Annotated in this window: 18 protein-coding genes; 6 read left to right on the forward strand and 12 right to left on the reverse strand. The window is 61.5% G+C overall.

The features are described from left to right. Positions 1-158: 158 nt before the first annotated feature. The 8 genes from IEX36_RS08300 to IEX36_RS08335 all read right to left on the reverse strand — a co-directional run bounded on the left by IEX36_RS08300 (position 159) and on the right by IEX36_RS08335 (position 9,702). A complete protein-coding gene (locus IEX36_RS08300; RefSeq protein ID WP_188758884.1) occupies positions 159-833 on the reverse strand; it encodes an MgtC/SapB family protein in 675 nt (224 codons plus the stop codon). A gap of 23 nt (positions 834-856) precedes the next feature. Continuing rightward, positions 857-2,140, reverse strand: coding sequence for an SH3 domain-containing protein (locus IEX36_RS08305; RefSeq protein ID WP_229668802.1), 1,284 nt, complete (start codon positions 2,138-2,140; stop codon positions 857-859). A 6-nt stretch (positions 2,141-2,146) separates the two neighbouring features. Next, positions 2,147-3,175 (reverse strand): thioredoxin domain-containing protein, encoded by a 1,029-nt coding sequence (locus IEX36_RS08310; RefSeq protein WP_229668803.1) that lies wholly within the window; start codon positions 3,173-3,175, stop codon positions 2,147-2,149. Between the two features lie 61 nt (positions 3,176-3,236). After that, positions 3,237-4,916, reverse strand: coding sequence for an NAD+ synthase (locus IEX36_RS08315; protein WP_188758886.1), 1,680 nt, complete (start codon positions 4,914-4,916; stop codon positions 3,237-3,239). Positions 4,917-4,932: 16 nt separating this feature from the next. Beyond that, the gene (locus tag IEX36_RS08320) at positions 4,933-6,447 is read right to left on the reverse strand and encodes a sugar transferase (RefSeq protein ID WP_188758887.1); all 1,515 of its coding nucleotides are present in this window, start codon (positions 6,445-6,447) and stop codon (positions 4,933-4,935) included. Between the two features lie 309 nt (positions 6,448-6,756). Next, entirely contained in the window at positions 6,757-7,671 is a 915-nt protein-coding gene (locus tag IEX36_RS08325; protein ID WP_188758888.1) for an ABC transporter ATP-binding protein, read from the reverse strand. A gap of 19 nt (positions 7,672-7,690) precedes the next feature. After that, positions 7,691-8,293 carry a molybdenum cofactor guanylyltransferase gene (gene mobA, locus IEX36_RS08330; RefSeq protein ID WP_188758889.1) on the reverse strand — a complete coding sequence of 201 codons (603 nt, stop codon included), beginning with the start codon at positions 8,291-8,293 and terminating at the stop codon, positions 7,691-7,693. Next, positions 8,293-9,702, reverse strand: a complete 1,410-nt coding sequence (locus IEX36_RS08335) for a dipeptidase (protein ID WP_188759899.1) — start codon at positions 9,700-9,702, stop codon at positions 8,293-8,295. The genes mobA and IEX36_RS08335 overlap by 1 nt, the downstream gene beginning before the upstream one ends. Positions 9,703-9,882: 180 nt before the next feature. On the opposite strand from IEX36_RS08335, the gene IEX36_RS08340 reads away from it, so the two are divergent. From IEX36_RS08340 to secA, 5 genes are all read left to right on the forward strand, one after another. Next, positions 9,883-10,290, forward strand: coding sequence for a cupin domain-containing protein (locus tag IEX36_RS08340; RefSeq protein ID WP_188758890.1), 408 nt, complete (start codon positions 9,883-9,885; stop codon positions 10,288-10,290). 71 nt (positions 10,291-10,361) lie between these two features. Continuing rightward, the gene (locus IEX36_RS08345; RefSeq protein WP_188758891.1) at positions 10,362-10,730 is read left to right on the forward strand and encodes a DUF488 domain-containing protein; all 369 of its coding nucleotides are present in this window, start codon (positions 10,362-10,364) and stop codon (positions 10,728-10,730) included. An 80-nt stretch (positions 10,731-10,810) separates the two neighbouring features. Beyond that, on the forward strand, positions 10,811-11,572 hold the full coding sequence (locus tag IEX36_RS08350; RefSeq protein WP_229668804.1) for a hypothetical protein: 762 nt from the start codon (positions 10,811-10,813) through the stop codon (positions 11,570-11,572). A 77-nt stretch (positions 11,573-11,649) separates the two neighbouring features. Continuing rightward, positions 11,650-12,483, forward strand: coding sequence for a rhamnogalacturonan acetylesterase (locus IEX36_RS08355; RefSeq protein WP_188758892.1), 834 nt, complete (start codon positions 11,650-11,652; stop codon positions 12,481-12,483). Between the two features lie 218 nt (positions 12,484-12,701). Then, positions 12,702-15,644, forward strand: coding sequence for a preprotein translocase subunit SecA (gene secA, locus IEX36_RS08360; RefSeq protein ID WP_229668971.1), 2,943 nt, complete (start codon positions 12,702-12,704; stop codon positions 15,642-15,644). Positions 15,645-15,748: 104 nt separating this feature from the next. On the opposite strand, the gene IEX36_RS08365 is transcribed toward secA, so the two are convergent. From IEX36_RS08365 to IEX36_RS08375, 3 genes are read right to left on the reverse strand one after another with little or no spacing between them, the layout of a single operon-like run. Continuing rightward, positions 15,749-16,288, reverse strand: coding sequence for a hypothetical protein (locus IEX36_RS08365; protein WP_188758894.1), 540 nt, complete (start codon positions 16,286-16,288; stop codon positions 15,749-15,751). Between the two features lie 14 nt (positions 16,289-16,302). Further along, positions 16,303-18,243 (reverse strand): sensor histidine kinase, encoded by a 1,941-nt coding sequence (locus IEX36_RS08370; protein WP_188758895.1) that lies wholly within the window; start codon positions 18,241-18,243, stop codon positions 16,303-16,305. A gap of 22 nt (positions 18,244-18,265) precedes the next feature. Then, on the reverse strand, positions 18,266-19,729 hold the full coding sequence (locus IEX36_RS08375; RefSeq protein ID WP_188758896.1) for a sigma-54-dependent transcriptional regulator: 1,464 nt from the start codon (positions 19,727-19,729) through the stop codon (positions 18,266-18,268). Between the two features lie 140 nt (positions 19,730-19,869). On the opposite strand from IEX36_RS08375, the gene IEX36_RS08380 reads away from it, so the two are divergent. Beyond that, entirely contained in the window at positions 19,870-20,196 is a 327-nt protein-coding gene (locus tag IEX36_RS08380) for a rhodanese-like domain-containing protein (protein ID WP_188758897.1), read from the forward strand. Between the two features lie 102 nt (positions 20,197-20,298). Here the strand turns inward: IEX36_RS08380 and IEX36_RS08385 are convergent, their stop codons facing one another. After that, positions 20,299-21,591, reverse strand: coding sequence for a hypothetical protein (locus IEX36_RS08385; protein ID WP_188758898.1), 1,293 nt, complete (start codon positions 21,589-21,591; stop codon positions 20,299-20,301). Positions 21,592-21,652 lie beyond the last annotated feature (61 nt).

Below are 21,652 nucleotides of genomic sequence, written 5' to 3' on the forward strand. Positions count from 1 at the left end.
CCCAGGATCCCTAGGGCTTCGCCCTAGGCTGGTATGAAACGGGCCTTTGGCCCTGAAGGCTTCGGCAAATGAACCCACGTCTCAAAAGCGAGACGTGGGCAGCCGCTTTGTTGGAACAAGGAGTGGATTGCGTCCCCACCCAGTTGCGTCGGTTGCTGTCACTCGGCGGCGGAGGCGCTGGTGACGCCCTGGACGCGGGTGATTGCCTGGATTGCGGTCTGGAGGGCGGCTTCGCCGTGCTCATCGACGGCGAACTGCGCGACCTGGCCGCTTCCCTGCTCGTTCTTATCGACGGTGACTCGACAGACATGCAGGTTGGCGTCGCGGAGACAGGTCAGCATCTGTTCGAGCGAGCAAATTTCCGGGTCGAAGACCGCGTTGACCGTCTGCTTGCGCCAATGCTGATCGAGGCGGCGTTCCCACGGGCGCAGCACGACGAGCAGGATGAGTGAGATTGCAGTGGCGACGACGGCGGGCCAGTACATGCCTCCGCCGACGGCGAGACCGATGGCGGCGACGGTCCAGATGCTGGCGGCGGTTGTCAGGCCACGGACGGTGCTGCCGGTGGCGATGATGGTGCCTGCGCCGAGAAAGCCGATGCCGGTGACGATCTGCGCGGCGATACGCGAGGGGTCGAGCGAGACGTTGGGCGTGCCGAGGATGTCGTGGAAGCCGAAGGCCGAGGCGAGCATGAACAGGCAGGACGCCATGCCGACGAGCGCGTGCGTGCGCAGGCCAGCGGAGCTTTCGTGGCGCTCGCGGTCGAGGCCGATCAGGCCGGTAAGGACCGTGGCTACGACAAGACGCTGGATGATTTCATGCAGAGGCAGCAAGAGGCAGAATCTCCTGTGACAGCTTAACGCCTTCTGCGTGCTTTGACCGCTTTTTTCACGGGCGGTACAGGATGCGCTTCATCGGGTGCAGTCGTGCCTGGCGGGAGGACGCGGCGGACGAGATTGCCTTCGAGGCGGTAGATCTTCACGATGGTCTTGCCGGGGACGATGTAGCCGGTGGTGGGATCGGGGACGACGGGCGCGGAGTCGGCGGAGAGGACGCGATAGCTGTAGGTGGGCGCGGGGCCGCTCTGGTCGGGCGTTTTGCCGTTGGGGTCGGAGGCCATCTTGACCGTGACGGGAAGGTAGCCTTCGATGTTGCGGTCGCGGTATGAGGTCTCGTAGCGATGCTTCTTGATGTTCCAGATGAAGACGCGCGCCTGGTCGAAGTCGTAGGTGAGGCCGGCGGTGTAGGGCGAGGTGACGGTGAGGTACTCGGGGATATTTTTGTTGTCGGTGGGCGCGTCGGGGTCGTTGACCGTGGTGAGGACGTAGGCGCCGACGATGCGCTGGCCTTCGGAGTAGCGGACGATGGCGTCGGGCGTGTCGACGTTCATCATGCGGCTGAGCATCCAGCCGGTGTCGCCCTTCTGGTCGCGCACGAGCCACCAGTCTTCCATGACGGACTTGGGCGGCTCAGCGGTTTTGGAGGCGGTTTTCGCGGCTTCGGTGGCTTGCATCCACGAGGGGATGGGCTTGGGTAGCGTGGCTCTCTGGAGGAGTTGGAGCTTGTCGTTTTCCTGGAGCAGGTAGAAGTGTTCGGCTTCGCGGCCCGGTGTGATGTGGAGGTAGACGTCGTCGCTGACGACGCCGGTGGCGACGGCGGGGTCGTCTTTGTGTTTCTCGCCGAGGACGAGGAATTTTTCGTAGGCGTCCTGCGTGGCGACGATCTTTTCGTCGATCCAGCCCTGCTCGCCGGTGGGCGTCTGGACGCGGATGAAGCGGCGTCCGTGCTCGAGCACCGTCAGCTTCTCACCGTTTTCGACGGTCGCGGTGCGGTTGGAGACGGCGGCGACGCGGTCGCGGAGGAAGGTCTCCTTTGCGGTGACGTAGACGTATTCGGTGGGGGGCTTGTGGAGGCGGGAGCAGCCGGAGAGCGCCATCGAGAAGAGGAGCGCTGTGGCACCGCGCAGCAGAAGAGGGCTACGCGCTGGATTGTGGGGAGCGGTTTTTGCTGAAGAAGAGATGATGGCCCGAAAACTCCACTCTGCATCGCGCGTCACGCAACCGGAGTAACGGCGATGCGTTTGAATCCTGCAACCGTGGCCTGTCTGCGAAGCATCCGGCGGCTTCGCAGGCAGGCCCATGGTTCGCTACTTGCCCAGCGTCGGCGCGGTTGCTCCGGTGCTTACGCCGTCCTGCTGCGCCTGATAGGTGATGATGGTCTTCAGCGTCTCGTATGGGACGGCCGAGATGGGCAGGAGGTGTCCGTTGACCGCCAGCATCGGCGTCTGGTCTACGCCGAGGTCCTGCGCCAGCTTGATCGAGGCGTTCACCTGGTCCTTGGTTGCCTGCGAGTTCGCGCATGCGCCGATCGCTGTTGGATCGAGGCCAGCCTGCTTGACGGCGTTGTTGAGTGTGTCGTCGGCGGTGCCTTCTGCGAGGCCGCTCTGCGTGTTGAAGACGCCGTCGGCGTAGGAGAAGAACGCGTCGTTGTTCTGCTTCTCGACGCAGTAGCCGTAGGCCGCCGCCTTGAAGGCGTAGGGATGGATCTCCGTCAGCGGGAAGGGCTGGAAGACGATGTGCGCGTTCGGGAAGTCCTTCGCCAACTGGTTCATGGTGCCCTGCGCGTCCTTGCAGTGCGGGCACTCGAGATCGGCGAACTCGACGAGCAGGAGGCTCTTGCCCGGAGCGCCGCGCCATGCGCCGTCGGCATGCTGCTCCAGCGTCTGACGGGCATCGGCGAACGGAGTCGCGCCAAACGGGATCACGGTGTCGCCCGCAATCGCGTGCTTGCCGTCAGGAGTGACGAAGAACGCCGTCGACTGCACCTTCGCGTTGGCGGACTTGTCGGAGACGAACACGATCACCTTGGCTACGTCGGGGGCCTGCGTCTTCTGGATCGCCTCCACGCGCCAGATGCGGTTCTGGTCGTAGCCCCACAGAGATTTGAGGAAGGTGTTGACGGTGTCCACCGTGGGAGACGTGGCCGTGAAGTACTTCTGGTTTACGGGAGGAAACGGGTCCTTCGGCACGGTACTCGGCTCAAGGTTCTGCAACTGCAAAGGTGGCGTCGCCTGCTTTGCCGCTGCGCCTGTACCCGCCTGGGTCTGCGCCCCGGCCACTGTTGCCACACCCAGCACTACTGCTAGGCTTGCCATCATCCACTTAGAATTCTTCAACGAATACGCCTCCGAGCCCTTGTTCGGGCCGCCTTCTCTATTAATAAACCTGCATCATCCATTAAACCTGAACTTTGACAGCAATGGGAAACCGACGTCCCATCCCGAACGACTTTGCCGTGACCTTCAACACCAGGGCGGCTTGCTGGCGCTTGTACTCGCTGCGCTCAACCAACTGTATGACCGATCGGACCAGCGTAACGTCAACTCCCTGCTCTTCGGCGATCTGCTCGGCGGACATGTACCGCTCGACGTACGCCTCCAGAATCGGGTCAAGGACCTCGTAGGGGGGCAGCGAGTCGGTGTCGCGCTGCTCGGGCCGCAGCTCTGCCGAAGGGGGCTTCTCGATGGTCGCCCATGGGATGACTTCGCCGGAGCGGTTGACGTAGCGGCTGAGCGCGTAGACGCGCGTCTTCATGACATCGCCGATGACGGCCAGTGCGCCGACCATGTCGCCGTAGAGCGTGCAGTAGCCGGTGGACATCTCGCTCTTGTTGCCTGTCGTCAGGACCAGCGCGCCAAACTTGTTCGAGAGCGCCATCAGCAGCGCGCCGCGGATTCTCGATTGCAGATTTTCTTCGGCCAGACCGAATGGCGTTCCAGCGAACAGCGTGTCCAGCACCTTGCGGTACTGCGCGAAGACATCGTGGATGGGCAGCATCTCGAAGCGGATGCCGAGGTTCTTCGCGAGATCGCGCGCGTCGTCGATGGAGCCGAGCGAGGAGTACTCGCTGGGCATGCCGACGCCGACGACGTTCTCTGCGCCCAGCGCCTCGACCGCAATCGCCGCGACCAGCGCGGAGTCGATGCCGCCGCTCAAACCGATCAGCGCCTTGGTGAATCCGCATTTGCGCACGTAGTCGCGGGTGCCGAGCACGAGCGCCTTCCAGGTCGCCTCGACCTCGTCGACAGGCGCGTCTGCCACGACCTCGGCGCCGTCTTCCGTGTCGAAGACCACGAGATCTTCGGCGAAGGCCGCGCCGCGCGCCATGACGCGCCCATCGGGCCTGAGCACGAGCGATGCGCCGTCGAAGACGAGACTGTCGTTGCCGCCGACCTGGTTGAGCATCGCGACGATCGCACCGTGACGTACGGCCAGCGCAGACAGCATGCGCTCGCGCACCTGCTGCTTGCCTTGCCAATAGGGCGAGGCCGAGATGTTCAGGATGATGCGCCGGCGCGAGGCGAGCCTCTCGGGCTGCTCGCTCCACTGCTTCATCAACACATCGACGGGATCGATCTGGTACATCTGGCGCGGCCAGAAGCCCTTGTCGTTCCAGGCGTCCTCGCAGATTGTGATGGCGAGCGGCTCCCCGGCAACGCAGGTCAGTGTCTGGTGCTCTGCCGGCTCGAAGTATCGCTGCTCGTCGAAGACGTCGTAGAACGGAAGCAGCATCTTCTGCTGCGTGAAGATGACCTTGCCTGCGGAGAGCATCACAGCCGCGTTGCGTACGCGCTTGCCTACGTGCGAGTTGGCTGGCATCACGGTGCCGCATAGGACGGCTGGCCGCCCGGGCTCTGCTGTCCAGCAGGCGATCTCGTCGACCACCTGCCCTGCACGCACCACGAATGCGTCTCTTTCAAGCAGGTCGGCAGGCGGATACCCGCACGCGGCGAGCTCTGGAAACACGACCAGATTGACGCCCAGCGCTGCTGCGCGCGATGCATATTCCAGAATCTTCTTTGTATTGCCGGAGAAGTCTCCAACGGTTGGATTAATCTGGGCGAGCGCGATCTTCACGCTTTCAGTTTACCGCCTAGGAGCCGGTGCCGCTTACCACCACGCTCACCGTGCGCGCCAGAATCCGGAGGTCCATGAGCAGGCTCCAGTTCTCGACGTACGCTGTGTCGAGTGAGATGTAGCTGTCGAACGATGGGTCCTGCCGCGCTTCCACCTGCCACAAGCCGGTGATGCCGGGTAGCACATCGAGCCGCCGCAGATGCGCCAAGTCGTACTGTTCCACCTCGTTGGCCATGGGAGGCCGCGGTCCGACAAGGCTCATGTCGCCGCGCAGGACGTTGTAGAACTGCGGCAATTCATCGAGCGAGTACTTGCGCAGAAAGCGGCCCAACCGCGTGATACGGGGGTCGTTGGCGATCTTGAAGAGAATGCCGTCACGCTCGTTCATGTGCTCGAGTTCGGCCTTGCGCCGGTCCGCGTCCTGCACCATCGTGCGGAATTTATAGCAGGTGAAGTTACGTCCTTTGCGGCCGATGCGTTGCGCCCTGTAGAAGATCGGCCCGTCGGAGTCGAACTTCACGGCAATCGCAATGGCCACCATCACCGGTGAGAGCACCGCAAGCGCAAGCGCCGAGAGCGTGGTATCCAGCGTGCGCTTCAGCAGGAATGCACCTATCGGAAAATCCTTGCGGTGGAGCGGAATCGTCGGGAACTGGCCGATGTATTCGACGGGCGCGTTCCAGGCCAGACCGTCGTACATGTCCGGCACCACACGCACGTCAATTCCAGCGGTGCGCGCCTCCTCCACCATCTTGATCACCAGCTTCTTTTCTGCCGGGACGGAGAAAAAGATCTCATCGACGAAGAGTGAGCGGGCCAGCGAGAGGCAGTTGCGCACATCACCGACGACGTCGGCATCGCCCGACTCCGCCTCGCGCTCCGTCAGCGCGACAAAGCCCTTGAAGCGGAACCCGAGATGCTGGAGCGACTCAAGGTGGTTCCTGAGAGCGTAGCCCACGCGGCCCGCGCCGACGATGAGCACATTGCGCGTCTCCATGCCTGCGCGGAAGCGACGGTACGCCAACGACCGCCACAGTGCGCGACGCATGCAGAGCAGAAGCGTCGAAAGCACGACGACCAGAATGACGACCACGCGCGAGACAAACTCGCCGCTTGAAAGATAAAGAGTCCCACATAGCAGCAAGCCCGAGGTAAGCGCCGCCTGAATGGTCATGCGCTGCTCGTGCAGACCGCTGCGATTCTGAATAGGCCCGTAGAGGCCATAGGAACGAGTAAAGAAGATGAGGCACACCGCAAACCAGGCTACGTAGAAAAAGAGCAGGTGCGGCGTTGACTGGATCAGATGGGGGACGACGTAGATCGTGGGGACTTCAGCAGGAAGGACCGTGCGAAGCCGCAGGGCCAGGATGGCGGCAACAACGACAGTGAGAATATCCAGCGACGCCCATACCAGGCTGGTAACCGAGGGCCGACGAAACAGCCCATCGCTACGGCTGGCTGTACGCCTTCCGGCAGCGGTATGCGCTCGTCCTGAAACGATTACTTGTTGCAAGTAATCTGGTGTCGCCATGAGCGAACGGCCTCTCTACACAAATTCCATTGGCATCACAGACGGTAGGATGCAGGAAGTCTGCAAAGCTGACCCTATCCATTCAAAATTTACATTGCTGCAATTACTGGACACGCTTTGGGGAATTTAGTTTCCGAAGTTCTCTTTTGACTCGGGGAGGCGGTGTCTTCAGAAACCGTTTCTATTAACTGCAAGAAAGAATACGCATCACAACTTTACCATGACAACTGCGCGTTCACGATGAGGCAAACGGCGTACCAAACTACTAATCCCGGCTGCAAGACTCGTTCCACTTTTGGGTGATGCGGGTCAGGCAGGCATGACCAGCTCGTCGAGCGTGAGAAACTCCTGGACGGTCGGGTCGTCCGACCGCTCCATCTCCTCCATGGTGCCGAAAAAGACTGCCTTGCCTCCGCTCAAGAAGACGACGCGATCGGCCAGCTTCTTCGCCAGCCGCATATCGTGGGTGACGACGATGCTGGTCAGGTGAAGCTGCTGCTTCAGCCGCTCAATCAGGTTGCCCAGCAGATGCGCCATCAGTGGATCGACCATCGTCGTCGGCTCGTCGTAGAGCACGGCTTCGGGCTGGGCCGCCAATGCTCGCGCGATGGCGACTGAGCGCTTCATGCCGGTGGAAAGGTCCGATGGCAGCAGGTGATCCATGCCCGCCACGCCAACCATCTCCAGCAAACCCTTGACTACCTTGAGGATCTGGTCTTCCTCCATATCGCCCCGCTCGCGCATGGGAAAGGCTACGTTCTCGCCCACCGTGATCGAGTCGAACAGCGCGCCGTTCTGGAAGACCATTGTGACCTTGCGGCGCACCTCTTGCAGCTCTTTCTCGGTGTAGCCGCAAATGTTTTCACCTGCGACGCGGATTACGCCGCTATCCGGCTTCAGAAAGCCCATGATCATCTGCAACGAAACGGACTTGCCCACGCCGCTGCGGCCCAGGATGCAGAGCGTCTCGCCGGGGTTGACGCAGAAGCTGACATCTTCGAGAACCACGAAGCCGCCAAACGACTTCGAGACGTGGTCGAAGGAGATATAAGAACCAGGCTTGTTACGAACGTCCGGCACAGCCTCGACAGCAGCTTCATTCTGCTGCGCGGCTTGCTCCATGAACTCTTCAACAACCGGCGCGACGTCGGGAGAGACCTCTTCCATCAGAGGTTCGTTCTCGTCGGGGAGCGCGCCTTCGCCGTTGTTCTGCGACTCAGCCATAGCCACAGCCTAAACCAACTTATGCGTCGAGTGCGTCGGCGTGCTCCGCTGCCTCGGCAAACTCTGCCGGTGTGTTTAGATTCGCAAACCACTTCACATTTGCAAAATCCATCACATGCACTCTTCCGGCAAGCTCGAGTGCGGGCGCTACCTTCCACCGCCCCTCGGCCAATTCGCGCCGCAGTGCCGGAAGCATTGTGCGCGAGTAGACTCCACACAGCGGCTGCAGCCGCCCGTCGGCGCGCGCAATCACTGCGGCCCAATCGCCTACCGCTGCGACTTGAAGTAGCTCGCGCAGACACTTATCCGGTACGAACGGCGCGTCCACTGGCAGGAACAGGTTCCACTCGTGCGCGCTCTGCTCCAATGCAGCGACGATCCCGCCAAGTGGCCCGCACCCCGGCGCTTCATCGGGGATGACGCGTCCATAGCGCTCAAGTTCGGGCTTGCCGCCAGCGATGGCGACCTCGTCACAGACTGTGCGCAGCTTGCCAAGACACCGCTCCACCAGGGTCAGTCCGCCGAGCTGCAAGATGGCCTTGTCCTGTCCCATGCGCGTGCTGCGGCCGCCTGCCAGGACAAAGCCCGCGGCCTTCACCGGAGGGTTGGCTTCCACAGTCATCAGGCCCCCACGGCGCCGAAGAACCGCACGATTGACTCGATGCCGCGGTGGAAGTTCGCCAGATGGAATTTTTCGTTGGGGGCGTGGAGGTTGTCGTCCGGCAGACCAAAGCCCATCATCACGGTCGGCACCTTCAGCTCGCGCTCGAAGTCGCCGACGATCGGGATTGATCCGCCGCCGCGCACGAAGACGGTCTCTTTGCCGAAGACCTCGCGCATGGCCTCGGTCGCCGCGCGAATGAAGGCGTTATCAGTGCTTACGACAATCGGGTCGCCCGAGTGGATCAGCCGCACGTCGAGCACGATTCCCTTCGGGCAGATCGACTCCACGTATGCCTTGAACTGCGCGAAGGCTTCAGCGGGCGTCATGTCGGGCACCAGTCTCATGCTTGCCTTGGCCAAAGCGCGCGCAGGAATCACCGTCTTTGCGCCCGCGCCGGTGAAGCCGCCGGGCATTCCGTGCACGTCGAGCGTGGGCCGCGCCCAGGTGCGTTCGAGCACGCTGTAGCCCGGCTCGCCTGTCAGTGAGGACGAGCCTACCTCTGTCTCGCGGTAGTGCTCCTCGTCAAACGGCAGCGCCTTCCACGCCTTCAGCTCGGCGTCGGTGGGCTTCTGCACCTTGTCGTAGAAGCCTGGGATCAAGATTTTTCCGTCGGCGTCTTTGAGCTTCGCAATGATCTGCGCCAGCGCGACGAATGGGTTCGGCGCGGCGCCGCCGTACATGCCGGAGTGCAGATCGGTGCGCGCTCCGCGAGCTTCGATCTCCGTGTAGATCATGCCGCGCAGGCCTACGCAGAGTGTCGGCAGCTCTGGCGCGAACATCTCCGTGTCTGAGACCAGCGCCACGTCGGCCTTCAACTGGTCGCCGTGCTCGCGCACGAATTGGGCGATGCCCTCGCCGCCAACCTCTTCCTCGCCTTCGACGATTACCCTGACGTTGACCGGCAGCTTTCCGCCGCCAGCGGACATCAACGACTCCAGCGCCTTCACGTGCATCCACATCTGGCCTTTGTCGTCGACTGCGCCGCGCGCGTAGAGATTGCCGTCGCGCTCCTCGGGCTCGAATGGCGGCGACTTCCACTCGTCGAGCGGATCGGGCGGCTGCACATCGTAGTGGCCGTAGCAGAGCACCGTCGGCTTTGGCTTTCCATCAGCCGCGGGCGCTGCGTGAAGCCAGTCCGCATAGACCAGCGGATGTCCGTCGGGATGCTCCTTCGTCTCGGTCTCTATGAGACGGACGTTCTCCATCCCGATACGGCGCAGCTCCGCCGCGACAAACTCCGCCGCGCGGCGCACATCGCCAGCATGCTCGGGCAGGGTCGAGACGGAGGGTATCCGCAGCAGCGACTTCAGTTCGTCGACAAACCTCGCCCGGTTCTTCTGAGCAAACCCAACCGCCGCCTGGACCACATCTGCCACCGCCTACCCCCATTCGCTCTCCTCATGCGAGGAAACCACAAGTATAAGCAACCTCTCTGGCGAAGCCCACAATGGGAAATTTGCCCTGAGAAAAATCATTCGCTTCTATCATTTGGAAGTCGCATCTAAAACGTATAAGGAGTACACTTCTGCCGCACGGAGGGCAAGCCGATGAGCACCTTTCTCCAGGACGGCACCATGGTCGACAAGCTGGCGCAATTCGACCTGAACGATGAAATGGCCGAAGCGGAACGCCATCAACCGTGGCCTGCCGGACTTTATTCCAAGACGCTGTTTAAAAAGCATGACTTTCGCGTCGTGCTTATCTCCATGCAGAACTCGGCGCACATGAAGGAGCACCACGCCGACGGCACCATCTCCATCCAGGTACTTAAAGGCAAGCTGCGCGTCTCGGTGAACGGTAAGCCGCATGAGCTTCCTGTTGGCAGCCTCTTCACGCTCGGCTCGTCCATCCGACACAATGTGGACGCCATTGGCGATTCGTCATTTTTGCTGACAATCTCATGGCCGAGTGACCAGGAGCTCGCTGTCATGAAGCACCGGGGCTACGGCAGCTAATGATGGCCTGACTGAAGTTATCTCCATCTCTTCGCGCAAATGCATCTAATGTTTGCCGAAGAGGAATGGACATGTCTCTACACATCAAGCGCGTCTACGATGAGCCCGCGAAGTCTGACGGTACACGTATCCTTGTCGACCGGCTCTGGCCGCGCGGACTCAGTAAAGAGAACGCGCACGTCGATCTCTGGCTCAAAGACGTGGCCCCGAGCGACGAGCTTCGCAAATGGTTCGGGCACGAGCCCGCTCGCTGGCCTGAGTTCCGCGCCCGCTACCGCGCCGAGATCAAAAAGAACCCTGCACAGATCGCGCTGCTGCGCCAGGCAATTGGCAAAGGCCCGGCCACGCTCGTTTATGGCGCGAAGGATGAACAACATAATCAGGCTGTTGTCCTGTATGAATTCCTGACCCGCAATGGCCTGCCAAACGCAGCCGATTGAACTGATCGTTCAAGGAATCGAATCCGCCGCGCTATCGAAGCATCTATTTCTACGTCCCATAGCAAGCACCAGAGACCCCTATGAACTTAAGAGCTGCAGCTCTTTACTCCGCATCTTTATCGCTCTTGTCCTTTATCTTCTGTGGACTGTTGCACGCGCAAAGTTCCTCGTTGCCCGATGCGCCGCAATCGGCTGCGTCGAGAGGCCAGAACGCGGCTGCGAATACCGACTCAACTGCGCCTGCCGATCAGATGAAGCAGACGAAACGCATTCTGGGTATCGTCCCGAACTTTCGCGCAGTCAGCACGGATGAGAAGCTTCCGCCGCAATCGGTGAAAGACAAGTTCGTCACCGCTTCACAAGACAGCTTCGACTACTCCTCGCTCTTTCTTCCTGCTGTGCTGTCAGCTTACGGGCAGGCCAGAAATTCGACGCCGGAGTTTCACCAGGGGGCCGCGGGTTATGGCCGCTACTACTGGCACTCCTTCGTTGATCAGACCAGCGAAAACTACTTCGTAGAATTCATTGGCCCCGCGCTGACCCATCAAGATTCGCGCTATTACACGCTTGGCCGCGGCGGCTTTCTGAAGCGGGCGGGCTACTCGCTCAGCCGCGCCGTCATCACCAGAACAGACTCGGGCGGCTCCACGTTCAACGCGAGCGAAGTCATCGGCGCCGGGGCTGCCGCGGGCCTGTCGAGCCTGTACTATCCATCGAAAGAGCGCAGCTTCGGCAACACCGCCACCCTGTGGGGCACCAGCGTCGGCATCGATGCGGGGACCTTCATGTTTAAAGAGTTCTGGCCCGACATTAATCGCAAATTCTTCCACCAGAAATATTAGGAGTTGTTGGGCAGCGAGAGAACTCGCCAATCAGAAAATAGTTTCCCAACAGAAACATACGGTGCTACCCTACCGCCATGCGCCGCCTGCATCTCTCACTCTTCATCCTGATCGCCGCTTCTCTTGCTGCCTCCGCGCTTGCGCAAAGCTCTCTTGCGCCGCCGCCTACTCCGCGCCAGACCTCGGTTGCACCATCTGTGCCGCTCAACCCTGCGCTGCCCACCGTCTTTGTCGTCGGCGACTCTACGGCGCGCAACCAGGCTGACCTTGGTTGGGGCGACCACTTCAGCCACTACTTCGACACCACACGCATCAACGTCGCCAACCGCGCACGCGCCGGCCGCTCCAGCCGCACCTTCATCACCGAAGGCTCGTGGGACCGCGTGCTGGCCGAGATGAAGCGCGGCGACTACGTTCTGATCCAGATGGGCCACAACGACGGCGGCGCGCTCGATGGCCCGAAGGCACGCGGCTCGCTCAAAGGTCTCGGCGACGAGACCAAAGACGTCACTCTGCCCGACGGCCGCACCGAAACCGTCCACACCTATGGCTGGTACATCCGCAAGTACATCGCCGACACGCGCGCAAAGGGAGCTACGCCGATCCTGCTCTCGCTGACTATCCGCAATATCTGGAAGACCGGCGCAGACGGCAAGCAGCACATCGAGCGCGACATGGGCTACGACGCGGACCTCAAACAACTCGCCACAGACGAGCACGTCGCCTTCGTCGACATGGCCACGGTTGAGGCAGACCGCCTTGAAGCGGCAGGTCCAGAGAAGACCGCGCTGCTCTTCCCGATCGACCACACCCACACCAGCGCCGAGGGCGCGGAGCTGAACGCGGAGTCCGTAGCCATTGCCCTGCGCAACGCCCACTCTCCACTTGCGGCGTATCTGAAGCGCCCGTAAGCTCTTCGCTCTGAGCCGCATAAGGCTGCGTTCGCTTGCGATATAATCGTGATATTGAGCCCCGGCAGTACGCCGTCCACATCCAGCGGTGGAGGCCGAGCCGAGGGCTTTATTGCTGAAAGCGGAATTCATCGCGCCTGGCGTCAAGGAAACCAGTTTTGATAAAGAACCCCTTCCACAAAATCTTCGGCACCCCCAACGACCGCCTCGTCAAGCGGATGCTGCCGACCGTCAAGAAGATCAACGATCTTGAGCCTGCGATGCAGGCGCTTTCTGACGACGAGCTCCGCGCCAAGACGGCCGAGTTCCGCCAGCGCATTGCCGACGCCGTCGCCCGCGAGAACATCAATCCCGAAGAAGAGAATGCCGCGCAGATCCGTATCGACGCGGAAAAGGCCGCGCTCGATGCCATCCTGCCCGAGGCCTTCGCGGTCGTGCGCGAGGCAGGACGGCGCACCGTCGGCATGAGGCACTTCGACGTGCAGATGATCGGCGGCATCGTCCTGCACGGCGGCCGCATCGCCGAGATGAAGACCGGCGAAGGCAAAACGCTCGTCGCCACGCTTCCCTGCTACCTCAACGCGCTCGCCGGGCGCGGCGTCCACGTCGTCACGGTCAACGACTATCTGGCCAAGCGCGACGCTGAGTGGATGGGCAAGATCCACGGCTTCCTCGGCCTTACCGTCGGCGTCATCGTGCACGACCTCTCCGACGAGCAGCGCCGCGAGGCCTACGGCTCCGACATCACCTACGGCACGAACAACGAGTTCGGCTTCGATTATCTGCGCGACAACATGAAGTTCGAGATCAAGGACCAAGTCCAGCGCGGACACTACTTCTGCATCGTTGACGAAGTCGACTCCATCCTCATCGACGAAGCCCGCACACCGCTCATCATCTCCGGCCCGACAGACCAGACGACCGACAAATACTCGCGCGTCAACGTCATCATTCCGAACCTCGAAGCCGGCGAACTGATCGAGACCATCGACACCAAGACCTGGTCCGGCGACTATGTCGTCGACGAGAAGGCCCGCGCCATTACCATCACCGACGAGGGATGGGAGAAGGTCGAAAAGCTGCTCGGCATCGGCAACGTCGCCGACCCCGAGAACTGGGACCTGAAGCACCACGTCGAAGTCGCCGTCAAGGCGCATGCACTCTACAAGCGCGACGTCGAGTACGTGGTCAAAGACGGCGAGGTCATCATCGTCGACGAGTTCACGGGCCGCCTGATGCCGGGCCGCCGCTGGTCTGATGGCCTTCACCAGGCCGTTGAAGCCAAGGAAGGCGTCACGATCCGCAAGGAAGACCAGACGCTGGCGACGATCACCTTCCAGAACTACTTCCGCATGTACAAAAAACTCAGCGGCATGACCGGTACAGCCGAGACTGAAGCCGCCGAGTTTGGAAGCATCTACAGGCTCGACATCGTCGTCATCCCGACCAACCGCAAGCTGCTGCGTATCGAAAACGCCGATGTCGTCTACCGCACCTCCAAGGAAAAGTACTTCGCGGTGGCCGACGAGATCGCAAAGTACCATGCCCAGAAGCAGCCGGTACTGGTCGGTACCACGAGTATCGAAAAATCCGAGCTGCTCTCGGAGATTCTCAAGCGCAAGGGCGTCCGCCACGTTGTGCTGAACGCGAAGTTCCACGAGAAAGAAGCCGAGATCGTCGCGCAGGCAGGGCGTCTCGGCATGGTCACCATTGCGACCAACATGGCAGGCCGCGGTACCGACATTCTGCTCGGCGGCAACTCGGAGTTCATGGCCCGCCAGGAGCTGGTGAAGAAGGCGCAGGCCCGTGCGGTCTCTGCCGCTGAAGGCGCGATCTCGCCCGTCGCCGGGCCCGGCATGGTGCGTTTCTACTACACCGGCCAGGAGTTTGAGACCTCGCAGGCACAGTGGGACACCACCATCAACGCGCATGAGACCGCCGCAAAGAGAGAGCGCGACGAGGTGATCGAGGCAGGCGGCCTGCACATCCTCGGCACCGAGCGCCACGAGTCGCGGCGCGTCGATAACCAGCTTCGCGGACGCGCGGGCCGTCAGGGCGACCCCGGAAGCTCGCGCTTCTTCCTCTCGCTCGAAGACGACCTGATGCGTATCTTCGCGCGCGAGTGGGTTTCGACGCTGCTCCAGCGCCTCGGCATGGAAGAGGGCGTGCCGATCGAGAGCAAGATGATCTCGAAGCGCATCGAGGGCGCGCAAAAGGCCGTCGAAATGCAGAACTTCGAGTCGCGCAAACACGTCCTCGAGTACGACGACGTGATGAACAAGCAGCGCGAAGCTGTGTATAGCCTGCGCAACCAGCTCATGGAGGGCGTCGACCAGAAGCAGCTCATCACCGACGACTATCTCTCCACCGTCATCTCCAACCCCATCGACGAGAGCGTGCCTGAAAAGGCCCACCCAGACGAGTGGAAGCTCGAAAAGCTCTTCTCCGACGTCTTTGACCTCACCGGCGTGCATCTTGAAAAGGAGATCGACACCTCGAAGATCAGCCGCCACGAGCTCGGCGAAGAGATCTTCGAGAAACTTCGGGCGCGTTACGAGATCAAGGAGCAAATCCTCGGCGCAACTACGATGCGCTACCACGAGCGCGTCGTGATGCTCTCAGTCCTCGACGGCCTCTGGAAAGACCATCTCCTCAACATGGACCACCTCAAGGAAGGCATCGGCCTGCGCGGCTATGCGCAGCAGGACCCACTCGTCGCCTACAAGAGGGAGTCCTTCGACATGTTCGAGGACATGATGATGCGCTTCCAGGAAGACACCGTGCGCCACCTCTTCCGGATGCAGATCATCGGCCCCGACGGCCAGCCTATCGAGTCTGCCGAGCAGCTTGCCGTTGCCCAGGCGCACTCGCAGGCGCAGCGCGCGCTGCAGGAGGCCGCAGCATCGGGCCATGCAAGCTCCGCAGTTGCCACGCAAGCTCCGCCTGTATCGAACCGTGCTCCCTCAACCACCATTGATGCTCTTGAGCGCGAGTTCCATCGTAAAAAGGAGCGCGAGCTGGAACTTGCCCGCGCCGCCAGTACCAACGCCGAGCCCAAAGCCAACACTCCTCGCCGTGCCGGAGAAAAAGTCGGCCGCAACGACAAGTGCCCCTGCGGCTCAGGCAAAAAATACAAGCAGTGCCACGGCGCTGAAGCTTAGGCGTCACTGCTCTTTATTGATTTTTATATAAGTGAAGAGGCGCAGGAGTCTGCGCCTCTTTCTTTGCTTTCCGTGCAGAATCGTGCGTGATGGAATCAAGAGAACTATTTCTCCAGATCGTCGAGCAGCAGCTTCGCCTTGGTTGCCAGAGTCATCGCACCCTCGGCATCGCCTGAGTTCAACGCGTCCTGCGCCTGCTTCTGAAAGTTGCGTACTGTGCCGATCTCGCCCTTCTGCTCTTCAGCGCGCTGGGTTGGCAGAGCGGCCAGCCGTCGCTCATTCGATGCGATCAGATTCGTCGCCTCCTGCCTGGCCTGCGGGTTCGAGGCCCCGCCTGCTGTCAGCGAGCCAATCGCCGCAGCCTCTGCTTGTGGCGAGGGCGTGACAACTGCGGGCTCTTCCGCCTTGACGATCGTTCTGCGATGCTCGCGAGGAAGCTTGGCCATCTTCGACGCCACCGGCATAGGAGGCATCTTCACCGGCTGAGGAGTCAGCATCGGAGTGTCCGCCGGACGCGGCACATCCACCAGCGCCATCGGCACCAGCACAGGAGGCAAGGGCGGCGCCGCCCGCACCTTGTGCCTGCATCCGCTCGCGCCCAGCATCAGGCCGGCGCATGCCAGCGCCGATCCCCATCGCGTCATGGAATTCTCAAAGCTCAAACCCGCTCTCCCATTACTTTACGATTCGCCGCTGTCCCCGCCACCGTGCCGCCCGCCACAGGCAACCGGAATGTAAACACCGTGCCTCGCTCACCCGCCGCTGCATCCGTATTCGAGCGCACATCGAGCGTCCCGCCATGCATCTGCAGAATCCGGTACGTCATTGCCAGTCCAATCCCGCTGCCCTTCGGCTTGGTGGTGAAGTACAACTCGAAGATACGCGGCAACACCTCAGGCGGTATACCCTCGCCATCGTCAGCGACTTCCACAACGGCAAACTGATGATCGCGCCGGACTCTCACTTCAATGTTGCCGCCGTGCTTCATCGCCTGCATCGCGTTGAGCACCAGGTTCAGCAGCGCCTGCTGAATCAGCTCGCCGTCCACCCGCACCATGAGCGGGTCCCGAGGCTCATCCACCTGTACGCGGACGCCATTCTCCTGCATCTCCGCTGCCGTCAGCTCGACCACCACGCCGACCACATGCCGCAGGTCGCGGTCGCGCAGATGCAGCTCCATCGGACGCGAGAAGTCGGCGAGCGTCTGCACGACGCGGTCCAGCCGCTGCATCTCTCCGGCAAGAATTTCCACGTGCCTCTGCGCTCCCACGGCAGCCTCGCCGTGAACGCCTGCCAGTTTGCCGCGCAGCAGCTCCAGATGTACCACCATCGCGTTGATCGGGTTCTTCACCTCGTGGCCAACGCCTGCTGTCAGACGGCCAATCGCAGCCAGTCTCCGTGAGATTTCCAGCTCCTGCCCAAGCTGCGCAGCGGACTCGGTATCGCGCAGCGTCAGCAGCGTGCCCATGCTTCCGCCGCCGCGCTCGTCTTCGATACGGTCGACCGAAACCTGCACCTGCCGTCCGTCTTCAAGCGTCACCTCCGAGACACTCGCCTGCTCGCCGCTGTCGAAAACCGCCAGCACGGCCTCGCCCAGCGCGCTGCCCGGCAGAAATATCTCTTCGAGCTGCTTGCCCACCATGCTGCTGCTCGTGCCCTCCACTTCTGCGGGGCTGTTGAGGAAATACGCGACTGCGTCCGACACCATCACCGCGCGCCTGTCCGCCGTGAACAGCATCACGCCATCGCGCAGCGTGTCGAGCATCTGGTTCAGGTTCGCCTGCAACGCGCTGTAGCCAGCCTCGGTCGAGCGCATCTGCTCTCCCAGGCGGCTGATCGTCTTCGCCACGCGCACGACGGCGTCGCTGCCGCTGCTGGCCGCCGGCGTCGGCTCTGCGCCTTCTCCCGCACGCAGTGTCAACCGTTCCAACTGGCTGCTGATCTGCTCGATCGGCCGCAATGCTGCGTTGGCCGTAAGCGCCGCCGCCACCATTGAAGCCAACCCGGCCAGCAGTGCAAACCACAGCGCAGCGCGCAGCCATGGCTCGTACGAGTTCTTCAAAAATGTCGAGCGCACGCCGACATGCACAATGAGGAATGGAAACCCATTGCGTTCGAGCGTCTGCGAGATGTCGAGCACACGCGGCGGCCCGAAGACTTCGCGTGTCTGCAGAACCATGCCTCCCGTCTGCACTCGCGTCAGGCTCGTGCGAAACGGAAATGGGTGCCCCACTGCATCGGGGTCCGTGCTAATGATCGTGGTCCCGTAAGCGTCCGTCACGCTCACGTCCTGCACGGTTGGCGAGTAGCGCACGATGGCGTTCATCAGCTCGATCAGCGTAGATTGCTGCTGGAGCACGAGCACCACGGCGTCATGCACACCTTTGTCCGACGTGTCTGTCGGCGGCTGCTGCCGCAGCCCAAGCTCCACTGAAGAACGCGTCGCGAGCAACACTTCATGCGCCATCACGTCGTTGGTCGCGGCCGTCTGCTCAATCCTCTGGCGCAGCAGCTCGCCCACGAATAGCGCCGACAACAGCAGCACAATCGCGAACATCAGCGCCGTCAGCCACAGCACCAGCTTAGTCTTCAGCCGCATCCCTGCTCCGTCCTACTCCACCCTAATCGTTCGAAGAGTTCGAGTACTCCTTCAGCTTGTTCTGCAGTGTCTTCGCGCTGATGCCCAGAATCTCGGCTGCCTTCGTCTTGTTGTTGTGCGTTGACGAAAGCGTCTTCAAAATAAGCTGCCGCTCTGCTTCATCTACGGTCGTGCCAACCTCTACGCGCACTGTGTTCTGCTCGTCAAGATAACGCTGCACCTCGCGCGAAGCCGCAGCAGCAGCGTCCGCCGACCCGCCCGTAGCCGTCATTGGCGCACGGCCACCAGCTGAAGACGGAACCGAGCCGGGCTCGCCAAAGTTGGGAGGAAGATGCTCGATACCTAGCATTCCATTGCCCGCAAGAATCACCGCGCGCTCAATCGTATTGCGCAGCTCGCGCACATTGCCCGGCCACTGATAGTCTTCGAGCCTGCGAATCAGCGCGTCCTTCAGCCCAGCCACCGTGCAGTTGTGCCGCTCATTCATGTCGTCGATCAGCTTTTCCGCAATCGCCGACACATCCATCAAGTGCTCGCGCAGCGTGGGCATCCTGATGTTGAACACATTCAGCCGGTAATAAAGATCGCCGCGCAGCTCGCCGCTGGCCACCGCCTGCTCCGGGTCCTTGTTCGTAGCCGCAACCACACGCACATCGACCGGCGTCTCGACCTTGCTGCCCAGCCGCCGCAGCTTTCTGTCTTCAAGCACGCGGAGCAGCTTGGCCTGCGTCGCTGCGGGCATCTCGCCAATCTCGTCGAGCAGCAGCGTCCCTTCTTCAGCAAGCTCAAAGCATCCAGCCCTGCGCTCCTGCGCTCCGGTAAACGCGCCTTTTTCGTGGCCGAAGATCTCGCTCTCGATCAGCGTCTCCGGAATCGCCGCGCAGTTGACCGCGACGAACGGCTTCAGCCGCCGCGCGCTCAGCTCGTGCAGCGCGCGCGCCACCAGCTCCTTGCCTGTGCCGCTCTCGCCCGTCACCAGCACCGACACGTTCGACGGCGCCACACGCTCGATCAGCGAGAAGACCTCCATCATCTGCGGCGAGTTGCCCACCAGAGGCCCCAGACGTCCAGCCGACCGCACCTGGCGCCGCGTCACTTCCATCTCCACATCGGCCTCGCGCTGATCGCTCGCGTTGTGCAGAATCGTCTTCAGCCGCACCGGATCAACGGGTTTCGGAATGTAGTCGTACGCGCCCATCCGCATCGCCTCGACAGCCGACTCGATCGACCCTTGCGCCGTCAGCATCACCACGGCAATGCGCTGCGGCAGCATGCCAATCTTGTGCAGCAGCTCCATGCCATCCATCCGCGGCATCTTCAGGTCGGTAACGACAATCGACGGCCCCCACTCGACGGCCTTCTCCAGACCTTCGACGCCATCAGCCGCGCCTTCAGCCCGATAGCCCCAGCTCGCCACCAACTCCGTCAGCCCCGTCCGCGCGTGAAGTTCGTCTTCAACAATCAGAACTTTTTCCAAACCATCCACCTGCCTTCTTCATGCCACAGAACTCTGTCATTTCGACCAAAGCAATCGACGCCACATCATCCATGACGTCGTTCGGCCGCTCTCCATCAGAAAGCGCGCCTGAAGCCCAATTCACTTCCACTTAGAATTATCCTTGAATCATGCTCGAACCCGAAATCTCCCTTCAGGACTTTGCTCTCCAGCGCCAGCAGCCCAATGCACCGCTTTTGCTCGATGTTCGTGAGCCGTGGGAGTTTCAGGCCGCCTCGCTGCCCGACTCTGTGCTGATGCCGATGGGTGACGTTCCCTCCCGCGCCCATGCCGAACTAGACCCCGACGCCCCTATCGTAGTCCTCTGCCACCACGGTATGCGCTCACTGAGCGTCACTATGTGGCTCCGTAATCAGGGCTTTGAGCACGTCCAGTCTCTCGCAGGAGGCATCGACGGCTGGTCACGCACCATCGACTCCACGGTTCCTCGCTACTGAACGCTACTGAATAAGACGCCCTCTATCCCGCTTAAGGACACTAAAAACGAATTGCCCCGCTAGCTGGAACGTATCCAGCATAGCGAGGCAGTAATTGTTCTGTTAGTTCGCCGGACACGCAGATCCGGTGGGCGTGTATGAGGTTTCGCGGTTAACCCACACAGCGAAAGAGGGTTTCGCGCTGCCGTCGCTGCAGAACATCGACCACCACATGCCGTCAGGCTCCCAGATGCGGGTGTAGTACAGACGCCAGAAGCGGCTGCTACTTACCGTTCCTGTCAGGTTGAGCAGGAAGGCCGCCGTCTGGGCCTGCTGATCGTTCGTGGGGCTGACCGTATACGTGTTGCCCGCCTGACCGGCACCGACTTCGGTATCCCAGAAGTTCACGTCCGTCCAGGAGCTGTTGCCCACGTACAGGTCCGTGGAGAATGCCTCGTAGACCAGGCGTGTAACGCAGTCTGCACTGGTGACGGTGTAGCAATTCGTCGTGCTGCCAGGGTTCTGCAGATAGTGCAGATAATCGTTGGCGTCGGACCACGCATGGTAGGCGAAGTACTCAGGACGGAAACCTGCGGGCAAGCCGTAGGTTGTGGCGTCGTGGTCGAGATAGTACTTGAGGGTGTCCATATAGCTGCCGTTGACGCAGAGCGAGGTCGTGTCATCGGCACACTTCTGAACGTAGTCTTCCCAGGCGTTGCCATTGGAAGAGAAGTCTCCCGCGGCAATCTCGCAGTGCTGGGAAGGAGTGCAGTAGTAGCGCATGGCGAGGTAGAAGTCAGCGTCTGCCTGCGGGCTTATCTTGATTTTGTTATTGAAGCCGTCACCGGAAGCAGCAGCGTTGTTCGGCTCATTCCAGGGCGTGAAGGCGAAGCTTCCAGTCCATCCAGGCCACGAAGTTGCAAGGAATGCCTTGAGAGCATTACCCACTTCCACCGGCTGAGGAACGGCTTCGACATCGGTGCCCTGCGAGCATCCCGTGTAGTAGTGGCAACTGACGCCAACCACCCACTTGAACGTGATCAGCGCCTGGTCGCAGTGGCCCGCATAGGCTTGCAGCCAGTCCTGCAGCCAGACACGCGAGCCCTGGCTGCTGTCGCTGCCGGAGCCGACAGGCTCCTCGGCAACGTCCCACGAGACGTAGGCATGGCAGCGGCGCACATCGGGCATGGAGCGGCCCTGTCCGCTGTGGCGGGCTTTGGTGCTGCCGTAGAACTGGTCGATGTAAGGAAGTTGATCATCCGGGCCGGAGAAGTCGGCCCCGTTGAATCCGATGTTCAGGTTCCGCACATTTGGAGGATCCGTCTGCGCATGGGCAACATGTGGGAGTGCCACCATGAGCGAGACAAAAGCAAACAGCATAAACGCGGGGATAAAGGGCCGTGAAGACATTGTCATAGCTAAGCTCACCTTGAACTTGAGATTGATTTGTCTCTGAGGAATCCAGCAGAATCGCTGC

The sequence above is a fragment of the Edaphobacter acidisoli genome, assembly GCF_014642855.1.
GTDB lineage: Bacteria > Acidobacteriota > Terriglobia > Terriglobales > Acidobacteriaceae > Edaphobacter > Edaphobacter acidisoli.